We start from the raw sequence: 20,791 nt of genomic DNA, 5'->3' as shown, positions 1-20,791 counted from the left end.
TTTTGAGTATTTTAATAAATAATCGCTATATTAAGTTTACATAATAAAAATATAATAATTAAAAGTAATAAGTAAAAACGTCCACATTAAAGTGGACGCTCTCATTTTCAGAAATAAATTAATCTTCCATTGTACTTAAATCACCAGCATCTAAATTTAATTCCCATGCTTTAAGCACACGTCTCATTATCTTACCAGAACGTGTTTTAGGTAATTTATCTTTAAATTCAATTTCACGTGGCGCAGCATGTCCTGATAAGCCTTCTTTAACAAATTTACGGATCTCTTCTTTAAGCTCGTCAGAAGGTTCATACCCTTGTCTTAAAGAAATAAATGCTTTAATGATTTCCCCTCTTACTGGGTCAGGTTTACCAATGACACCTGCTTCCGCTACCGCTTCATGTTCTACCAATTTAGATTCTACTTCGAATGGACCGACACGTTCCCCTGCTGTCATAATGACATCATCTACTCGGCCTTGGAACCAATAGTACCCATCTTCGTCTTTATATGCTGAATCGCCTGAAACATACCAATCACCAATGAAGTAAGATTCATATTTTTCAGGATTTTTCCAAATCGCATACATCATTGATGGCCAACCTTTTTTGATTGCTAAATTACCCATACGGTTTGGTGGCAACTCTTTTCCAGAGTCATCAATGATAGCCGCTTCAATACCAGGTAAAGGTTTACCCATAGAACCTAATTTGACGTCCATTGATGGATAATTAACAATCATATGACCTCCAGTTTCTGTCATCCACCATGTATCAAGTACTCTCTTATCATAAACTTCTTTAGACCATTTAATTACTTCAGGATTTAGTGGTTCACCAACCGATAAAATTGAACGTAGAGATGATAAATTGTATTTCTCAACGATGTCATCCCCTGCACTCATTAACATTCTTAAAGCAGTTGGAGCAGTATACCAAATCGTTACTTTAAATTCTTCAATCATGCTATACCACTGTTCTGGAGAGAATCTTCCCCCAGCAATACAGTTAGTTACGCCATTTAACCATGGCGCGAAAACACCATAAGAAGTACCTGTGACCCATCCTGGATCGGCAGTACACCAATAAATATCATCTTCTTTTAAATCTAATACATATTTACCAGAAATATAATGTAATAACATCGCCTTTTGAACGTGTAATACCCCTTTAGGTTGACCAGTTGAACCTGAAGTGTAATGCAAGATTAAACCATCATCTTCTTGTAACCATTCAATATCAAAGTCTTCACTAGCTTGCTTAAGTTCTTTGTTAAAATCAACGTAGCCTTCTTCTACATCTTCATCCACGACGATGATTGTTTCAAGATGCGACAATTTTTCTTTAGGAATTCTGCCTAATAAACTATTTGTCGTAATAACTACCTTTGCTTCACTATTCTCAAGACGATCTATTACTGCTTTTTCCATAAAAGCTTCAAACAGCGGACCAACGATAGCGCCTATTTTTAAAATACCTAGAAATGCAAAATAGAGTTCAGGCGTACGAGGCATGAAGATAAACACTCGGTCACCTTTTTGTACATTTGCTTTCTCAACTAATACATTTGCCGCTTGATTAGATAATGTTTTCAATTGTTTAAATGTATATTGTTCTTTTCGACGGTCATCTCTGTAATTTAGAGCAATTTTATCTCCCTTACCTTCATCCACATGACGGTCAATACATTCATACGCCATATTCATCTTTCCAGTTTCATACCATGAAAATGCTTTTTTTACTTCATCCCAGTTGAAATTCTCATATGTTTCTTCATATTTTTTTAAATTATAGTTACCATTCTGTGCTTCATAAACTTCTATTTTCATCATAAACTCCCCCTTGTTATAGTGAAAACGCTTTCTTAAAAAGTATTATACCTCAATTTTTGTGTTATTAAAAATTTTTAGATAATTATTACATTATAAGTTGTATATTAAACTAAAAATTATATAATATGATTAATCATTAGGTGAAATGGATGTGAAAGACATGAAACATAAAAAAACATACATCACTAAGCATATGAAATTTGATCACTTCAACATAGTTGTTGAAGGTCCTATCGCGTATGAAGATTTAAAACAATTAACTTTTGATGAAGCATTAAATGCCTTTCGCCCTTCTCAAGATCAATTTGCTGCACTATTAGAAATCACTCAATTACCTGAAGGACGTATCTATATATCGAGAATAAATCAACATATAATTGGTTATGTAACCTATCATTATCCTGATGACTTTGAACGATGGTCTGAAGGTCATCTGCCTTATCTGATTGAATTAGGTGCAATTGAAGTCCATAAAGATTATAGACAATATCACATAGGAGGAGAACTTATTTCTCAAAGTCTTTCTCAAGATGAATTTGAAGATTATATCGTGTTAACTACAGAATACTACTGGCATTGGGATTTAGCTCAAGCTAAATTAAACGTTTTTGATTATAAAAAAATGATGCAGAAATTAATGGCTAAAGGTGGTTTAGAAGTTTTTGCGACGGATGATCCAGAAATTACAAGTCATCCTGCTAATTGTTTAATGGCTAGAATAGGTAGCAGAATTTCTCTTGACCAACAACAAGCGTTTGATGATTTAAGATATAAGAATCGTTTTCTTTTCTAAAAAGAGAAAAGTGAAAGGAGTGTGACTTAAATGATTTCTACAAATAAAACAGGCTATGTCTATTCAGAGGAACTGCTAAACTACCGCTTCAATAACGATCATCCTTTTAACCAAATGAGGTTAAAGTTAACAACTGAACTGCTTCAGAATATGAATGTCTTAACAAAAGAACATATCATTCGTCCTAGAATTGCGACTGAAGAAGAACTAGCTCTCGTCCATCAGTATGATTACATTCAAGCGATTAAACATGCCTCACATGGCATATTAAGTGAAACTGAAGCTCAAAAATATGGCCTGAATACTGAAGATACATTTCAATTTAGACATATGCACCGACATAGTGCCAGAATCGTGGGTGGCGCACTCAATTTAGCAGACGGTATCATGGATGGCACCGTGCAAAATGGTTGTCATTTAGGTGGTGGTTTGCATCATAGTTTACCAGGACGCGCTAATGGTTTCTGTATTTATAATGATGTAGCAGTAACAGCTCAATATTTAGCTACTCATTATCATCAACGCGTCATGATAATTGATACGGATGCCCATCATGGAGATGGGACGCAATGGAGTTTTTATACTAGTAATGACATCATGTGTTATTCCATTCACGAGACTGGTAAATTTCTATTTCCTGGTTCAGGACATTATACCGAAAGAGGCGAAGATTTAGGATTCGCCTATACTGTCAATTTGCCATTAGAACCTTATACTGAACATGATAATTATTTAAATATCTTGAGAACTACTATTAAAAGCGTGATTGAGTCATTCAAACCAGATATCATCTTGAGCGTGCATGGTGTCGATATTCATTATTTAGACCCTTTAACGCACCTTAGTTGTTCTTTAGAAACATTATATGAAATCCCCTATATTATTAAACAATTCACTGATGATTATACAAATGGTAAAGTTATCATGTTTGGAGGCGGTGGTTATAACATTTGGCAAGTCGTGCCACGTGCTTGGAGTCATATATTTTTAGCCCTTATAAATGAGCCTATACGTAGCGGCCCTCTTCCTGAAAAGTGGCTCACAAAATGGAATACCTATTCACCAATTAAATTAGCGAAACAATGGACAGAAGATTATCGAGATTATCAACCTGTACTGAGGTCTAAAATAATTTCAGAAAAAAACTTAGAACGTGCTCAACGCATTATTGATTGGTATAGTTAAAATGATGTGGTTACATAAAAAATTGCGAGTTACGTTGTCGTAACTCGCAATCATATGCAATTATTTCGTTGTACCACGATATTCAATTCGATGAGGTAAAACCACATTAGGCTCTTCAATTTCTTCTTCATTCATATATTTAGTTAGTAAGCGCATGCCTACTGCACCAATATCATATAAAGGTTGAATAATACTTGATAATCTAGGTCTTACCATTTCAACTAAACGTGTATTATTAAAGCTAACGATTTGTAAGTCTTCAGGAACTTTTATACCTGCATCTAAAGCACTATGCAAAATACCAATTGCTTGTTCATCACTAATTGATAAAATAGCATCAGGCAAATTATCTTTAATTTCATCAAAGACTCTAATACCATCTTTATAGCTTTCAGAACCAGATAATTGTAACGTTTCATTTAATTTAAGATCATTCTGTTCAAGTGCTTCTCTTAAGCCAGCAAGTACGTCCTCTTGTGCTTTTTTAGAATAATCTCCGCTAACTAAAGCAAAATCTTTAGCGCCTGACTCAATTAAGTGTTCAGTGATTTCCTTCGCTGCTTCTTTAAAGTCAATATTAACTGAAGCAATATTATCATCTTTACCATTTGTACCAGAAACAACTACAGGAACTGATGATTGATTAATTAAATCTTTAATTTCTTCTGAAATTGTTCCTCCTAAGAAGATAATTCCATCTACTTGTTTACTAAGTAAATTGTTAAAAATTTCTTTTTCTTTCTCAGGATCATTATCAGAATTAGAAATAATTGAGTGGTATTTATACATAATGGCAATATCTTCAATACCACGTGCTAATTGTGAATAATAAATATTTGAGATATCTGGGATAATCACGCCTACAGTTGTCGTACGTTTACTAGCCAATCCTCTTGCAACAGCGTTTGGTCTATAATTTAAGCGTTTAATAACCTCATTTACCTTTTTACGAGTCTCAGGTTTTACATTTTGATTACCATTTACTACGCGTGAAACGGTCGCCATCGATACTCGAGCTTCTCTCGCAACATCATATATCGTTACTGTCATAATATCCTCCTTGTAAGCGTTTTATTTACTATTATAACGTGTTTTCATTACATTTTCAAAGTTTATCATAAAAATGGTTTACGTTAAATAAATTATTTATTTATTCACATTTATGTCAAAATTTAATATTAAAATAGTTATTACGCTATATTAATAGTTTCTTATAAATCTTTTTTTCATAAAAATTTTTAATATTTTTCCGCCTAGATTTTTTATACGGATTTAAAATAAATAAAGCTATTCATTCTTAACCAGAAAGTAATATTATAAAATACTTACTTTTCTTAGTAAAATGAATAGCTTAAACTATTTAAAATATTTTATTTTAATAACTTAATTTTATTTAAGTTGCTTAGAATTATACATTTCAGCAAGTGGTTTTAATTCATTATAGAATTTATCGAATTCATTTAAATCCATTTGTTGTGCACTATCGCTAAGCGCTACTGATGGATCAGGATGAACTTCTGCCATAACACCATCTGCCCCTACTGCTAAAGCAGCTTTTGCCGTAGGTAACATGATATCTTTACGTCCTGTACTATGTGTTACGTCAACCATAACAGGTAAATGTGTACCTTGTTTTAAGATCGGTACTGCAGAGATATCAAGTGTATTACGTGTTGCTTTCTCATATGTGCGGATTCCACGTTCACATAAGATAATATTTTTGTTACCTTGTGAAGCTATATATTCAGCAGCAAACGTAAACTCTTCAATTGTAGCTGATAATCCTCGTTTTAATAAGATTGGTTTATTAGTACGTCCTGCTTCTTTTAATAGTTCGAAATTTTGCATATTACGTGCACCAATTTGGAATACATCTAAATATTCGTCAGCAATTTCGAAATCAGCAGGATTAACAATTTCACTTACTACATTAAGACCAAATTTATCTTTGACATTTTTTAATATTTTAAGACCTTCTACACCTAATCCTTGGAAGTCATATGGAGAAGTACGAGGTTTGAATGCGCCACCTCTAATAAATTTTTCGCCTTTAGCTTGTAAGTCTTTTGCGACTGCATCTACTTGTTCTTGAGATTCTACTGAACATGGACCAAAAACGAATGATTTATTGCCATCACCTATAATACCACCATTATCAAATTTAACTATAGTATCCTCAGGTTTTAATTTACGTGAAACATATAAATGTTTTTCATTTTCAGATTTTTGTAAATCTGTTGATGCTTTAAAGATTTCTTTAAATAACTGTTTGATCACATTATCATCAAAAGGTCCTTGGTTACGGTCCATCAATTGATTAATCATTTCTTTTTCACGTTGAGGGTCATATACTTTTGTTCCTTGCTTAATTTTTTCCTCACCGATTTTTTTCGCTAATTCTCCTCTTTTAGATAATAACTCTAAAATTTGATAGTTAATCGAAACGATCTCTTCTCTGTATTGTTCTAACTTAGTTGACATTCTTACTCACCTCAATAAAATTCCTTACTTATATATTACTTTAAAGCGATAAAATAATAGTATTTAATTAGTATTCTAACAATTAGATGTCAGTTGTTCAACCGTATTGATAAATAAATTATCTAAAATTTTAGAATTGTCTAACACTTATATAGTTTATTATACCTTTGAAGAATAAAAAGAGTAATGCAAGTTAAATTTGCATTACTCTTTTGCAATATACTTTAATAATTAATCATTAAAAGTACGTTTATCTATTTTACTTTTAGCTTTTTCACTTCTTTGTTGTTGTTTAGGTGTTTTATTATTTTGTTTTTTATTATTTGGTTTGTTGTTATTCTGTTTTTTGTTATTTTGTTTTTTATTGTTTTGCTTTTTATTTGGTTGTTTTTTTGAACCGTTAGCATTTTTATCTGTATCGTGCGTAATAACACCTTTATCGAATTTAGCTGAAGCATGACTTTGGTTATTTTTTAAATGTGCTTCATCTCTATTGTATTTTTTAGTTACTAACATAGGAATTTTATTATTCTTAGATTTAGCAACAGGTGCTTTAGCTAATAATTCTTTTGTCTTTTTCGCTACATTTTTGTCATTAGCTAATTTTTCTTTTTTAGAGTTAGCAGCTTTAGCTAATTTTTCAGCTGAAGATAATTGATTAATATCTTGTTTGTTTGTAACTGAAAGGCTAGATAAATTATTTTCAGCAGCCTCTTCTTTAACAGCACTTTGATGTGCAGCAAGTTCTTTAGCAGTTACTTTATCGTTAGATTTAGCTTCGGCTTTTGCTTCTTGGATTTCTTGTGCTTGTGGTGATTGATCTGCTAAATCATTTGATGTTTCTGCTTTGATTGCGTTTTGTTGTGCAGTTAATTCTGTTGCACTTGCGTTTTCTTGTGTTTTATCTGATTTAGCTTCGGCTTTTGCTTCTTGAATTTCTTGTGCTTGTGGTGATTGATCTGCTAAATCACTTGAAGTCTCTGCTTTAATCGCATTTTGTTGTGCTGCTAATTCTGTTGCACTTGCATTATTTTGTGTTTTATCTGATTTAGCTTCGGCTTTCGCTTCTTGGATTTCTTGTGCTTGTGGTGATTGATCTGCTAAATCACTTGAAGTCTCTGCTTTGATCGCATTTTGTTGTGCTGCTAATTCTGTTGCACTTGCGTTTTCTTGTGTTTTATCTGATTTAGCTTCAGCTTTTGCTTCTTGGATTTCTTGTGCTTGTGGTGATTGATCTGCTAAATCACTTGATGTTTCTGCTTTGATTGCATTTTGTTGAGCAACAATTTCCTCTGCGCTATTACTTTCATTATTTCTTTGATGAGATTCTTTACGCATAGCATCAACTTTAGCATCTTGAATCTCTTGTGCTTGTGGTGATTGGTCTGCTAAATCATTTGATGTTTCTGCTTTAATCGCATTTTGTTGTGCTTTTAACTCATCTGAAGTGATATTTAAATTTTTTCTATTTTTAAAGTCATCAATTTTTTGTTTTACATTTTCAATATTTTCTTCAGCTTGACGTCTAATCTGATGATAGTTATCTTTAAACTCTTGTTCTTTAGCTTTAGCTTGATCGATTTTATCTTGAGCTTTTGATTTAGTTAATAAGCCAATAGCAGAACCAATTAAAGCACCTGTAATAAAGCTTACAACAAAGTCTTTTCTTGAATTTTTAGTGTTGTAAGTATACTGATGACGAGAATTTGAAGTAACCTGATTATTTTGATTTCTTCCTCTATTATGCAAGTCTTTACCAGTATTATTAGTTTCGAATGCATCTCTATCATAGTGTTTTGTTGCATTTGTATATTGTGCGTTTTGATGTTGATTAGCACCTCGGCCATGTAAGTCGTTGCCTGTGTTGTTTGTTTCAAATGCGTCTCTATCATAATGTTTTGTCGCGTTTGTTTGTGCTACATCACCTTGTTGATTAGCACCTCGGCCATGTAAGTCGTTGCCTGTGTTATTTGTTTCAAATGCGTCTCTATCATAATGTTTTGTCGCATTTGTTTGCGCTGCATCATCTTGTTGATTGGCACCTTGGCCATGTAAGTCATTACCTGAGTTATGTTTTTCAAACGCATCGCGATTATATTTCTTACTCATGCTAATTCCTCCTATAAGAAATGCACTTAAACAAGTACAAACCTCATTTAAGTGCATTTGATTGAATCATATTAATTAAAAGTTTTTCTCAACGTTTGTAGTGTAATTTTCATTTGAATGATTTGCATGGTTTGCATCATTAGCTACAGAGTTTGCTCTGTAGTTTGCACTTCCTCTACGGTAGTGTCTATTTTGCCATTTGTCAGCAATTTCCATTGCAACATTTGACCATTGAACTACTTGAGAAATTTTATCTTCATTTTGAGAAATGTTATGTGTAATTGAGTTAGTTACACGGTCAACTGAACTATTTAAAGTTTGAACTGAGTCGCCAATGCCTTTTACGCCATCAACAACAGAGTTTAAACGTTCAACTTTACCTTGAATATCTTCAGTTAAGCGATTTGCTTTGTGAAGTAAGTCAGTTGATTCACGAGTGATACCTTGAACTTGACCTTCAACACCATCTAGTGTTTTAGCCACATGATCTAAATTCTTTTTAACTGAAATTAAAACTACAACAATTCCAATACATAAAATTAAGAATGCAATTGCAGCGATAATTCCAGCAATTGGTAAAATCCAATCCATTTAAAACGCCTCCTAATTACTTTTAAAATAAAAGTCATTAATTATTAATACCCAACATAATTATATATAAACATATTAAAATTCATTTGTAATGCCAATTTTTTCTTCATAAGCACGTTGAAGCTTTTGAATGTCTCCAGCACCCATAAATAAAATAACAGCATCTTTAAATTGTTCTAATACGTCAATATTATTTTCATCGATTAATGCAGATCCGTCAATACGGTTTATTAAATCTTGGATAGTTAATTCTCCAGTATTTTCTCGAATAGAACCAAATATTTCACATAAAAATACATGGTCAGCTTTACTTAATGATTCAGCGAATTCATTTAAGAAAGCTTGTGTTCTTGAAAATGTATGTGGCTGAAATACTGCTACGATTTCTTTGTTAGGATATTTTTTTCGTGCTGTTTCAATTGTAGCACTAATTTCTCTAGGATGGTGAGCATAATCGTCTACTAATACTTGTTTAGCAACATTTGTTTCATTAAAGCGACGTTTTACACCACCAAATGTTTCTAATGCCTCTTTGATGTTATTCACGTTCATTTTTTCTAAATAACTAATAGTAATAACTGAAAGCGCATTTTGGATGTTATGGTCACCATATTGAGGCGTTAAGAATTGATCATAATATTCACCATTGATATAAACGTCAAATTGCGTTCCTTTATCAGTAATTTGAATATTGTCTGCATAAACATCATCGTTTTTACTTAAACCGTAGTAATAAATTGGAACATCTGCTTCTAATTTTCTTAAATGTTCATCGTCTCCCCAAGCGATAATGGCTTTTTTAACATTGCGTGCCATATTTTGGAAAGCATCAGCCACATCATCAATACCTTTGAAATAATCTGGATGATCGAAATCAATATTAGTCATAATGGCATAATCTGGGTGATAACTTAAGAAGTGACGACGGTACTCACATGCTTCAAATGCAAAATAATCACTTGCAGGTAATCCCATTCCAGTACCATCACCAATTAAGAATGATGTTTTTTTATCACCATTCATTACATGAGATAATAAACCTGTAGTAGATGTTTTACCATGAGCACCAGTTACCGCTACAGAGGTATATTGACTAATTACTTGTCCTAAAAAGTCATGATATTTAATAACATCTAATTTTAAATCATGGGCTTTAACGATTTCTTCATGTGTATCTGGAAACGCATTACCTTGTATTACTACCATGCCTTCTTTAATGTTTTCAGCACTAAATGGAAGAATTTTAATTCCTTTATTTTTTAATGCTACTTCTGTAAATACATAATTTTCAATATCTGACCCTTGCACTTCATGTCCTAAATCATGCATGATTTGTGCTAAAGAACTCATTCCTGAGCCTTTAATACCAACAAAATGATAATGCGTCATAACCATAAAACTCCTTTTAAATTAATCTTTCTTTAAATCTTCTTCTGTAATATATACATCTCTTGGTTTAGAACCATTAGCGCCAGAAATATAATTCAACTGTTCTAATTGGTCTACGATTCTAGCTGCACGATTGTATCCAATTTGAAAATGTCTTTGAATTAAGGAAGTAGAAATATGTCCCTCTTTTACCATGAATTCACATACATCATCAAATAGTTCATCTTGAGCTTGTGTTTGATTTTTTTTCAATAATTCTTTTTCTTCAAATAAATAATTTGGCTCTCTTTGCGCTTTAATGAAATCAACCACTTCATCGATTTCATCATCTGACACAAATGTACCTTGGACACGTATAGGTTTATTCATACCACTACCTAAATAAAGCATATCGCCATAACCTAGCAATCGTTCTGCGCCACCACTATCTAAAATAGTACGTGAATCTACGCTTGATGACACCATAAACGCGATACGTGTAGGAATGTTAGCTTTAATTAATCCTGTAATAACATTCACAGATGGTCTTTGAGTTGCGACAAGCATATGGATACCACATGCACGTGCTTTCTGAGCAATTCTTGCGATAGATTGCTCAACTTCTTGTGGTGCCATCATCATTAAATCAGCTAACTCATCAATAACAATAACAATTTTTGGCATTCTTTGCTCATATGACGCTTTTTTATTGAAAGCTGTAATATTTCTAACATGGTATTGTGCAAATAATTTGTAGCGTCGTTCCATCTCTTCTACTGCCCATTTTAAACTCTGTGTCGCAGCTTTTACGTCAGTGATAACTGGTGACACTAAATGTGGTAAATCATTATATGGAGCAAGTTCCACCATTTTCGGATCAATTAATAATAACCTTAACTCTTCAGGGTGGTTCTTATACAGTAGTGACATTAAGATACTATTAATACAAACAGACTTACCTGAACCTGTAGCCCCCGCAATAAGCGCATGAGGCGTCTTAGCAATATCCATAAGCAATGGATCGTTATTAATGCGATTACCCATTGCTACAGTCAATTTAGATTCAGCATTTTTAAATTCCTCTGTTTCTAAAATGGATTTCAAGTTAACTTTAGTTGGATTTTGGTTAGGTACCTCAATACCGACTAAACTTGTGCCAGGAATAGGTGCTTCAATTCTAATATCTTTTGCAGCTAACGCCATTTTAATGTCATCTTGTAATGCGGTAATTCTAGAAACTTTAACACCTTTTTTTACCGCTAATTCAAATCGAGTAACGCTTGGGCCTTCTGTAACATTTTGAACTTCAGCAGGCACATTGAAATAGTAAAACGCATCATTTAATTCTTGCTTTTTCTCTTCAATCCAAGTTTCATCAATTTCATGCGTTTCAGGGTTCTCTAATAAATCTAGGCTTGGCAATTTAATGTTTGGCCCTTTTCGAATAGCGGGTTTAGATGCTTCAGAGTGAGCAGAATTTGCTTGATTATTATCTTCAGTAATTCCACTTGTTTCATTTGAAGTTGCTGCATTACTTTCTTTCTGAACTGTAGATTCTTGATTTGCAGGACTTTCCGTTGAAAATGACGCTTCAGTAGTGTTATCCACACTATGGTCACTAGCTACTTCTTGAGGATTGCTAGATGTTGTCTGAGAACGATTTAATTCTTCCTGATTTGCATTATTCGACTGATTATCAGCCTGTTGCTCATCGATTTGATTATCATTAGAGTCTGACTTTTCTACTCTACCTTCATTGTTTAGCGTTGTAGAAAAAGTATTGTTTTCTTCTTTTTTAGCTTTCGTTTCTGGTTTCAATTCAGGTACTGATACTTTATGTGATTTCTTTTTGAAAGCATCCATCATACGTTTTTTGTCTGACGGTGTCATGACTACGTTAAATGGCTTGCTACCAGGCTTAATTGACTCTTTAAGCGATTTTTTAGGTTGCTCAAGCTGATTTTTATCACTATTTTGATGCTCATCTGTTGTTGCTTTGTTAGCTACAGTATCATCAACATTCGAAACGTTATCGTCTTCTATATCTCGTTTTATTGCTTGAGAACGGTCCTCTGAGTTATAACCATCACTAGATGAATCTCTCACACTATTTTCTTTCGTATCTGATTCTTCATGAGGTTTCGTTGCATATTCCGTGTCTGATTCAACCGCATTTTGAACGAAATCGTTCGTTTCATGTTGCGTTTGAGATGAATTTGAGCGATGATCACTCATGCTTGAATCATCTTGAGATACAGAAGTATCTGTCGATTTTTCAGCTAAATTATCTTCTTGCGCTTCATGAGATTCATCATGAGCGTTATCAAGTTCACGATAATTCGCCTCATCTATAGTTGTTTCATCAGTTTCACCAGAATTTTTCTCTTCATAATCTTCGAAATTATCATGAACGTTATCATCTTCGTTTGAAGCGTTATCAATATGCTCGTCACTTTCATTATCAACCAATGTTGGTTCTTGTTCAGAAATTAGTTGAGTAGAGTCATCTAACTGCTGTACTGAATCCTTCTCTGGTTCATTTTGTTTTTTATCTTCTTGGACATTTTCAACTTGTACATCTTCATCTTTCACTTGTTGAATGCTTGGAACTTGGTTTAAATCTATTTCCTCATAATTGTATGATGATGCATTTAGCTCCTCAACTTGCTGCTCCATGTCATCAGTATCTTCTTTAGACACTTGAGACATATCATGAGATGCCGCTTCAACTGCACTATCTTTATCATTCTCATTTGCTAAGGATGAATGCTCTGTAGTTTCATCGAATGATGCATCGTCCAGTGAACTTTCTCCTGTATATTGCTTAGCTTGTTGCACATACATTTCGTCAATTGCTTTTTGAATATCATCATCTTCATTATTCGTTTGTTGACGTTTATTTTGTAAAGCTTCTTTAAACTTACGTTTTTGATGTGCTTTACGTTCTCTTTCTTTTCTAATTTCTTCAACAATTTGTGAAGCATAAATATTTTCGATATTGATAGTATTATCTTTTTGAGAATAATTAGGTGTTTTTTCATACGAAGAGCTAGCCTGGTTGCTTTCAGTATTACTCATTGTATTATCAGAAGCTTCATTCACAGTAGAATGTTTATTTTCTTCTTTTGACGCACTCATATTATTATTTTTTAAAAATGTTTCTTGAGATTTTTCTTCATTATGAGAAACACGTTCTGCAGTATTCGCATAACCTTTAGTTGAATCAGCTTTATTATCCTCTGAATCTTCTACAGGTGGTATCACGCCATTTCTTATAGGACGACGTTTTTTAGTACCAAAAATAGCAGAAGGCACGTCAGAAGTTTTAAAGCTCGACTTATGATATGTAGTTTGAGGACGTGTATTATAACTTGATTTAAAACGCTCGGATTGTAATTTCACACGCTCATGATCATTAGAATTTCGTTGAGAAGTAGAGTATTTACTTCTTTGAGAATTTACTTGATTAGAACCTGATTGAGCGGAAGCATTTTCACGTCTATGTGAGGGTCTTTCTTTAATTGAAGGAACACCCGTATCATCATGATTCGTATGTTTTCTTCTACGACGTCTTCTTGTATCTTGAGCACTGTCATAACCTTGAGTTTGCTCAGCAACTTGATTAAAGTCATCATAATGATATGAACCGTAATCATATAAATCTTCGTTATTGTATGAAGCATCAGTATGATAGTTTTCATTTTCATTGCTATTTTCTTGATATATAGCATCTTCAGCTTCATCAGTATCTCTACCAACATCTATCGGGAAACGAAACTTACCTTTTGGTCGGCCATAAATATCATCATTTTCAGGAAGTAATGCATTATCATTATTCATTTGTGTTTTTGAGTCCTGACGACGTTTGTTTTTACGTCTTAATAATTCTTCATTCGAATTATTATCATTACCAAATAATTCATCAAACCAACTCATACACTCACATCCTTCCTTTTTTAATCAAAAAATGCTTGACCGACTTCATAATCGTCAGATAGTACCATGATACCTTTTTCCTGAGGCGCATTTGGTAAGTTTAATTCTTTCATAGAACATATCATGCCACTTGAAGCAACACCACGTAATTCAGCGTCTTTAATAACCATACCACTTGGCATAACAGCGCCTACTTTAGCTACTACTACTTTTTGTCCTGCTTCTACATTTGGTGCACCACATACGATTTGTAAGTCTTCATTTCCTACATTAACTTTTAAAATGCTTAATTTATCTGCATTAGGATGTTTATCTTTAGTTTCAACATATCCTACGACAAATTTAGGTGATAAATCTGCATCTAATTTATAATCAACATTTGATTTATCGATTGCTTGTTGTAATGCGTCAAGTAATTCTGGTGTTAATTTGATATAACCATTTTCTTGAATATTGAAGTAGTTAGAGAATCCAAAAATATTAAAACCGACTACTTTATCTCCATCTTTGATAACAACGATCTCATCATGTTTGTCATATTCAAATGGGCCATTAGTAGGTTCAATTTGTAGGAATGCTACGTCCCCTACCCCATCTTTATTATAAAATAAATTCATTGTAACTCTCCTCTATTTATCTTTATTATTAAACTTTTTACGATTCGCTTCCAAGCGTTGAATGACGTTTGGATCGCGTTTTTGTTTGTTATTTTTACCTAAAATAAATATAGGTTCAAAATGTCCTTTTTCATAACCAAAAGATAATGATGTGATAGGAACTAATCCTTTAGTGAAAAATTCCATAGTTAAATGTGCCATCACATCATACCCTGTTTTATTGCGAATATCTGCAATAATAAGTACATCTTGGTGTGGAACGGCTACTAACATTTCACCTTCACATTGACTATAAATATCATCTAAAAATTTAGTATTTAAAATACGACTTGCATCATATCCATCATTAGAATTCACGAAATAAAAGATATTTCCTTTTACTTCATCTGTTTTATATTTATTTTGTAATTTACGAATATTAAATAAAGACATTTCTTTGACTTGTTGTTCTGTTAAACCTAACTGTTCTAGCATACTTTCGTCAATCAAACGGTAAGATTTACCTAAATCCAGTGCGTAGTAAATGTTAGTTTCTGCGGTATGCTTTTCAATAATAAACGGATGACCTTCTTTCGTTTTTTTATCGAAACTCGCTGAACGAATGACTGGCATAATTTGAATATCTTGCATTTTATCAAGACTAGCATCATCCATTTGGGCTATTGCTTCTTCGACATAATAAACGATTTCATCCACAATTTTTTCTTTTTGTTCTTCATACTTGGCAACAATCGCATTTAATTTAATTGTGACGCCTTTATGATTGTCTTGTCTATAAATACGTAACGTTTCTTCTTCGCGATCGAACTTAAAGTCGACATCTAAGCTACTCAAACGTTGTTTAATTTTATCTCTCATTTGAAAGACATTCATTCTTAACACTCCTATTTCGCACCTTATAATATTTTACAATAAATAAGCACCTAATTACAGAGAAATCAAAGTATAACTTAAATAGAATTCTATTTTCTCACTTAAAATGAGGTACAAATTCGCTATTATGAAATATTACTTGTATTGACTTAAAAATTCATCAATTTGTTCAATTGATTTGCGTTCTTTTCCAATATAGCTTCCTACTAGTTCACCTTGTTTGAAGACTAAAAAGCTTGGAATACCCATAATATCATTTTCAATAGCTAAATCGATAAATTCATCTCTATCTACTGATACAAATTTAAAATCTGTATATTTTTCTTCAAGTTTTGGTAAATCTGGTTCAATTACTCGACAGTCTGGACACCATCCTGCAGTAAATTCAAAGACAGTATTTTCTTTTTTCAATTCTTCAAATTGTTGTTCAGATTCTAATTTAATCATTATATCTCTCCTTGTATTAATCTTGATATTGTAATTGTTTTATTGTTTGATCATCTAAATTTAAAATAGCTTGTTGTAGTAATTCACGTGCTGAATAATAATCTCTAATATCAAATACTGCGTCTGTACTATGAATATATCTTGCACATACGCCTATCACAGCAGTAGGTACACCTTGATTTGCTTTATGGATTTCTCCCCCGTCAGTGCCACCTGGTGAAATATAGTATTGATGATTAATGTTATGTTCATTTGTTAAACCTAATAAATAATTCTTAAAGTTAGGTTGAAGAATCATGGTACCATCTTTGATACGGATGAGCGTACCTCCACCTAATTCGCCTGAAAGCTGTTGTACTCCTTTAATATCATTCGCCGGAGAACAATCCACTACAAATGCAACATCAGGTTTAATCATTTCTGTCGCTGCTTTTGCCCCTCTTAAACCAACTTCTTCTTGGACATTGGCACCAACATATAAATCGACATCCAACTCGACATCTTTTAACAATTCTAATATCTCTATAGCAATGAGACAACCATATCGATTATCCCATGCTTTCGCACTAAATCGATGCTCTGATAATTGAGTAAAAGGAGTATAAGGTACGATGGTATCACCTATTTCAATTCCACGTTCACGTACTTCTTCTGCACTTTCTGCACCAATATCTAACATTAAATCTTTAATCTCAGGCACCGCTTCGTTGCCTGTTCTAAAATGTTTTGGAATGTTTGAAACAACCCCGATAATGTGTTCACCATTTCTATTTTTAACTTGCAAGCGTTGACCTTGCCATATATCGTTAGCCACGCCACCAAGATTTGTAAATTGAATCATTCCATTCGACGTAATATTCGTAATCATAAACCCAATTTCATCCATATGCGCAGCAATCATCACGCGTTTTGCATTTTCTTTTTTAGATTTCTTTATTCCATAGAAACCACCCATGTGATTAGTTATAAATTCATCTACATAAGGTTCCATTTCTTGTTTCATATATGAACGCACGTCGTCTTCAAAGCCAGGCGCGCCATGCAGTTCCGTTAATGTTTGAATTCTTTTCAATGTATTGTCGTTTTGCATTTTCATAACACGCTCCTTAAATGTATTATATCATTTTGAATATGGTAAACTAATGATACGAACTAATTAAGAGAGGTAAGAAATTATGACACGTCAAACTATTAAATTCATCACAATTCCTGTAGTCCTAACAGTTGGAGTGTCTACAGCAATTTTGTTTTATTATCTTTTTGAAAATAAAAAAGTCAAACAGCCAAGTAAAGTGTTAGACGAAGCGAAATCTTATTTCATGAATATAAGAGGTTCATACATTCTACACGAAGCATATGTCGACAATAATAAATATCCTAATCGCTTAATTTATCAAGGTGGCATCACGCAAGATAAGCACAATAAAATTATAGAATATATCTTCTATGCAGATGCTTACACTGGCGAAATTTTAACTATTGAAGAATTATAAAAAAACTACACATATAAAATGAGTAGGGAGTGGGACAGAATTCTTTTTGAATTCGTCGTCCCACTCCCAGCTTGCTTTGTTTGTAGACTTTCTCATCGAAAGTCCCTGTGCTGGGGCCCCTGACTAGAACTGAGAAAAGCTTGATTTAAGCGCCTTCTCAGTTCAGTCAGCTACTGCGAATTTGCAAAATAGCATCATTATATTATTTATGTCCCAGCCTCTACTCTTATATAAACAAGCGAACGCTTTAATATTCTTAAAATTTAACCTGTCTTAATTCCAACTTATGCATCATTTTATCTTTTAATTTTCTCTTTAATTGTTTTTCCATCATTTTCATATTTAACAGCGAAATATTTATTATCGTGATAATATAAAAACCAATAATCATTTCTGATAAAATAAGGAATTAACCGCTCTTTTTCACGAATAGATTGCATTGGATAATCATCGTAAGCACAAACCCATAGAGGATTATTATGCGCATGTGTTGGAAAGATATCTGACATATGCACGGCTTTACCTTCATCACTTTCGATCATCACAATGGATTGACCATAACTATGGCCACCAGTATGCATCATTTTTATGCCAGGATATACTTCGATTTCTTTATCAAACAACAACATATTCTCTTCATATGTACCACGATTTTTCTCCCAATAAGTTGCTTGACTGCGAATATTCGGACTAATAAACTCGTGCCACTCATCTTGTTGAATATAGTGCAAAGCATTTTTGAAGATGGCATTTCCTTCAACATCCGTTAGACCAGTAGCATGATCAAAGTGCATGTGCGTCATTAACACGATATCAATATCATCCGCGCTTAATCCATGATGCTTAAGCTCCTCATCTATCTTACTTTCATAATCAACGGCATAATTTCTCAGTTGCTTTTCACTTAATTTGCCGTTACCTATTCCAGCATCCACTAGAATATTTTTATCTCCAGTTTCTATTAATATCGGATAAGTTAAATTAGGTACTTGGTTTTTATCATTTACTTCATACTTTTTAGACCATAATGGTTTGGGCACTACGCCAAATATGGCGCCTCCATCCATCTTAGTCGTACCACCATTTAAATAATTAATATCGAATTTTCCTAATTTCATATTTCATTTCCCCTTCTCTTTTTGAAAATAAAATATTCATATCTTCTGCATAAAGACATATTAAACATCAATTTTTACTTATATGTTTAGCCATTTCAGTCTAATTTCAATCATTGAAAACAAAAAATATCGCACAATTATAATAACTGTGCGATACGATAGTTAAATTATTTATTTTTATGAAACTTAGCTTCCATACGATAAATACGTGAGCCTTTTTCAGAGAATTTCTTTTCATATTCTGTAAGGATGTTATCCTCATCATCTTCATCATGAAGATTTAAGTTCAATTTAGTAAAGTACATACCATATTGAGACATGCTTTCTAAACTAAATGCAAACAATCCACGATTGTCTGTTTTAAAATGAATTTCACCGTCGTCCTTCAGAATTTGTTCATACAATGCTAGGAAAGTATGATAAGTGAGTCTTCGTTTCGCATGACGTTTCTTAGGCCATGGATCTGAAAAGTTTAGATATATACGTGATACTTCACCATCTTTAAAATATTCATTCAACTCGATTGCATCATTACAAATCATTTTTAAATTAGTGAGTTCAAGCTCTTTAACTTTATCTAATACTTTGTACATTACGCTTTTTTCGCGTTCCATTGACACAAAATTAATTTCGGGATGTTTTGCTGCCAATGTAGTAATAAATTGACCCATACCTGAACCAATTTCAATGTAAATAGGTTGTGTCTTATCAAACCATTCAGTCATTTTACCTGCGTGTGCACCATCCATATCTACTAAATCCGGATGATCTTTTAAATAATCTTCCGCCCATGGTTTATAACGAACTCTCATACATGAAATCTCCTTATATAAATAAGTTACTATTCATAACTTCATTTAAAAATTTTAACCAAGTATTCATATCCTTGAATCTTTTTTGCTCTTCATACCATTGCACCATACCAATAGATTGAATCACAGTGTACCATTTCATACGTTTATTTAAATCAATACTTTCTTCTACCCCATAGGTTTTGAACCATTGAGACCATTTATATTCAGGAACGTAGTTGTAAAGCAACATGCCAATGTCGATAGCGGGATCTGCTATCATTGCGCCTTCCCAGTCCACTAAAAATAATTCATCACGATCAGATAACAACCAATTGTTATGATTAACATCGCCATGAACTACCGTGAAGAAACGAGAATCTAAGTTAGGAATGTGCTCTTCTAAATAAGTAAGGGCTTTACGTACAACATGATGTGTTAACACTTCTCTTGATAATGAAGCATTAATTTTATTTAGCATAATTGTTGGCGTAATAGGTTCCATTTCCATACGTTTAAGCATATTCAATAATGGTTTTGAACCGTGTATCTTTTTCAAGAGTTCCGCTACTCGCGTTTGATACATTTCTGAAGGTTCTAATTCGCGACCATTCTTCCAATGTTGTGCAGTAACGACTTCACCCGTTTCAATACGCTTTGTCCAAACTAATTTCGGTACAATACCTTCTGCTGATAAGGCTGCGATAAATGGATTTGAATTACGCTTTAAGAATAATTTTTGCCCATCTTGTTCGGCCATATACGCTTCGCCCGATGCACCACCTGCTGAATCAAGTGTCCATCCTAACTGATAAAATTGCTCCAACTCGTTCACCTCACTTTCAATTAGAAAATGGCTCGAGAAATATAGTTTTCAAGAGCCATATATTCTAATTTATTATAATCGCAAAATGGACTTTCACGATTATTTATTTATATTTTGAACTTAATTATTTTTAACTGTTCATTTAGTTTATTATGTAATAAATTGGTTTAATAAACTTTCTACTGCTTTAATCACTCACTGATGATTTTATAATTTTTAGCTAGCTTTTTCAACTGAAAATGAGAAACAAAAAGATACATTTTACTAGTTAAAATAAAGCTCAATAACGATTAATCTTTAAGTCATATTATAACATATTTTAAGGCTAATAG

At 32.9% G+C, this 20,791-nt stretch carries 17 protein-coding genes; 3 read left to right on the top strand and 14 right to left on the bottom strand.

What is annotated here, in order from left to right; genetic code table 11:
* Positions 1-118: 118 nt before the first annotated feature.
* A complete protein-coding gene (gene acsA / locus CD128_RS04665) occupies positions 119-1,828 on the bottom strand; it encodes an acetate--CoA ligase (protein ID WP_103328894.1) in 1,710 nt (569 codons plus the stop codon).
* Positions 1,829-1,991: 163 nt separating this feature from the next.
* On the opposite strand from acsA, the gene CD128_RS04660 reads away from it, so the two are divergent.
* Together CD128_RS04660 and CD128_RS04655 are read left to right on the top strand one after the other, a co-directional pair.
* Positions 1,992-2,624: a GNAT family N-acetyltransferase gene (locus tag CD128_RS04660; RefSeq protein WP_103328904.1), complete on the top strand. Its 633-nt coding sequence runs from the start codon at positions 1,992-1,994 to the stop codon at positions 2,622-2,624.
* A 30-nt stretch (positions 2,625-2,654) separates the two neighbouring features.
* Positions 2,655-3,809: an acetoin utilization protein AcuC gene (locus CD128_RS04655; protein ID WP_103328893.1), complete on the top strand. Its 1,155-nt coding sequence runs from the start codon at positions 2,655-2,657 to the stop codon at positions 3,807-3,809.
* 60 nt (positions 3,810-3,869) lie between these two features.
* On the opposite strand, the gene ccpA is transcribed toward CD128_RS04655, so the two are convergent.
* The 10 genes from ccpA to CD128_RS04605 form a co-directional block, all read right to left on the bottom strand.
* Positions 3,870-4,859 carry a catabolite control protein A gene (gene ccpA, locus CD128_RS04650; RefSeq protein WP_103328892.1) on the bottom strand — a complete coding sequence of 330 codons (990 nt, stop codon included), beginning with the start codon at positions 4,857-4,859 and terminating at the stop codon, positions 3,870-3,872.
* Positions 4,860-5,198: 339 nt separating this feature from the next.
* Complete coding sequence (locus CD128_RS04645; protein ID WP_103328891.1) at positions 5,199-6,290, bottom strand: bifunctional 3-deoxy-7-phosphoheptulonate synthase/chorismate mutase; 1,092 nt, start codon at positions 6,288-6,290, stop codon at positions 5,199-5,201.
* A 231-nt stretch (positions 6,291-6,521) separates the two neighbouring features.
* Positions 6,522-8,399, bottom strand: a complete 1,878-nt coding sequence (locus CD128_RS04640; RefSeq protein ID WP_231917261.1) for a smooth muscle caldesmon — start codon at positions 8,397-8,399, stop codon at positions 6,522-6,524.
* A gap of 75 nt (positions 8,400-8,474) precedes the next feature.
* Positions 8,475-8,990 carry a DUF948 domain-containing protein gene (locus CD128_RS04635; protein ID WP_103298311.1) on the bottom strand — a complete coding sequence of 172 codons (516 nt, stop codon included), beginning with the start codon at positions 8,988-8,990 and terminating at the stop codon, positions 8,475-8,477.
* 75 nt (positions 8,991-9,065) lie between these two features.
* On the bottom strand, positions 9,066-10,379 hold the full coding sequence (gene murC, locus CD128_RS04630) for a UDP-N-acetylmuramate--L-alanine ligase (protein ID WP_103328890.1): 1,314 nt from the start codon (positions 10,377-10,379) through the stop codon (positions 9,066-9,068).
* Positions 10,380-10,400: 21 nt separating this feature from the next.
* The gene (locus CD128_RS04625) at positions 10,401-14,294 is read right to left on the bottom strand and encodes a DNA translocase FtsK (protein WP_103328889.1); all 3,894 of its coding nucleotides are present in this window, start codon (positions 14,292-14,294) and stop codon (positions 10,401-10,403) included.
* Between the two features lie 20 nt (positions 14,295-14,314).
* Positions 14,315-14,911 (bottom strand): YtpR family tRNA-binding protein, encoded by a 597-nt coding sequence (gene ytpR / locus CD128_RS04620; RefSeq protein WP_103328888.1) that lies wholly within the window; start codon positions 14,909-14,911, stop codon positions 14,315-14,317.
* Between the two features lie 12 nt (positions 14,912-14,923).
* The gene (locus tag CD128_RS04615) at positions 14,924-15,784 is read right to left on the bottom strand and encodes a DUF1444 domain-containing protein (RefSeq protein WP_103328887.1); all 861 of its coding nucleotides are present in this window, start codon (positions 15,782-15,784) and stop codon (positions 14,924-14,926) included.
* Positions 15,785-15,919: 135 nt separating this feature from the next.
* Positions 15,920-16,231, bottom strand: a complete 312-nt coding sequence (locus CD128_RS04610) for a thioredoxin family protein (RefSeq protein WP_103298306.1) — start codon at positions 16,229-16,231, stop codon at positions 15,920-15,922.
* A gap of 16 nt (positions 16,232-16,247) precedes the next feature.
* Entirely contained in the window at positions 16,248-17,327 is a 1,080-nt protein-coding gene (locus CD128_RS04605; RefSeq protein ID WP_415239152.1) for a M42 family metallopeptidase, read from the bottom strand.
* 79 nt (positions 17,328-17,406) lie between these two features.
* Here CD128_RS04605 and CD128_RS04600 point away from each other — a divergent pair, with 79 nt between their 5' ends.
* Positions 17,407-17,724 (top strand): PepSY domain-containing protein, encoded by a 318-nt coding sequence (locus CD128_RS04600; protein WP_103328886.1) that lies wholly within the window; start codon positions 17,407-17,409, stop codon positions 17,722-17,724.
* A gap of 296 nt (positions 17,725-18,020) precedes the next feature.
* Here CD128_RS04600 and CD128_RS04595 read toward each other — a convergent pair whose 3' ends face one another.
* The 3 genes from CD128_RS04595 to CD128_RS04585 all read right to left on the bottom strand — a co-directional run bounded on the left by CD128_RS04595 (position 18,021) and on the right by CD128_RS04585 (position 20,459).
* The gene (locus tag CD128_RS04595) at positions 18,021-18,842 is read right to left on the bottom strand and encodes a YtnP family quorum-quenching lactonase (protein WP_103328885.1); all 822 of its coding nucleotides are present in this window, start codon (positions 18,840-18,842) and stop codon (positions 18,021-18,023) included.
* A 167-nt stretch (positions 18,843-19,009) separates the two neighbouring features.
* The gene (gene trmB / locus CD128_RS04590; protein ID WP_103328884.1) at positions 19,010-19,654 is read right to left on the bottom strand and encodes a tRNA (guanosine(46)-N7)-methyltransferase TrmB; all 645 of its coding nucleotides are present in this window, start codon (positions 19,652-19,654) and stop codon (positions 19,010-19,012) included.
* A 13-nt stretch (positions 19,655-19,667) separates the two neighbouring features.
* The gene (locus tag CD128_RS04585; RefSeq protein ID WP_103328883.1) at positions 19,668-20,459 is read right to left on the bottom strand and encodes a phosphotransferase family protein; all 792 of its coding nucleotides are present in this window, start codon (positions 20,457-20,459) and stop codon (positions 19,668-19,670) included.
* Positions 20,460-20,791: the final 332 nt, after the last annotated feature.

The sequence above is a fragment of the Staphylococcus croceilyticus genome (assembly GCF_002902575.1).
GTDB lineage: Bacteria > Bacillota > Bacilli > Staphylococcales > Staphylococcaceae > Staphylococcus > Staphylococcus croceilyticus.
The sequence above is the reverse complement of the archived record's forward strand: the minus strand, read 5'-3'. Positions and strand labels throughout refer to the sequence as shown.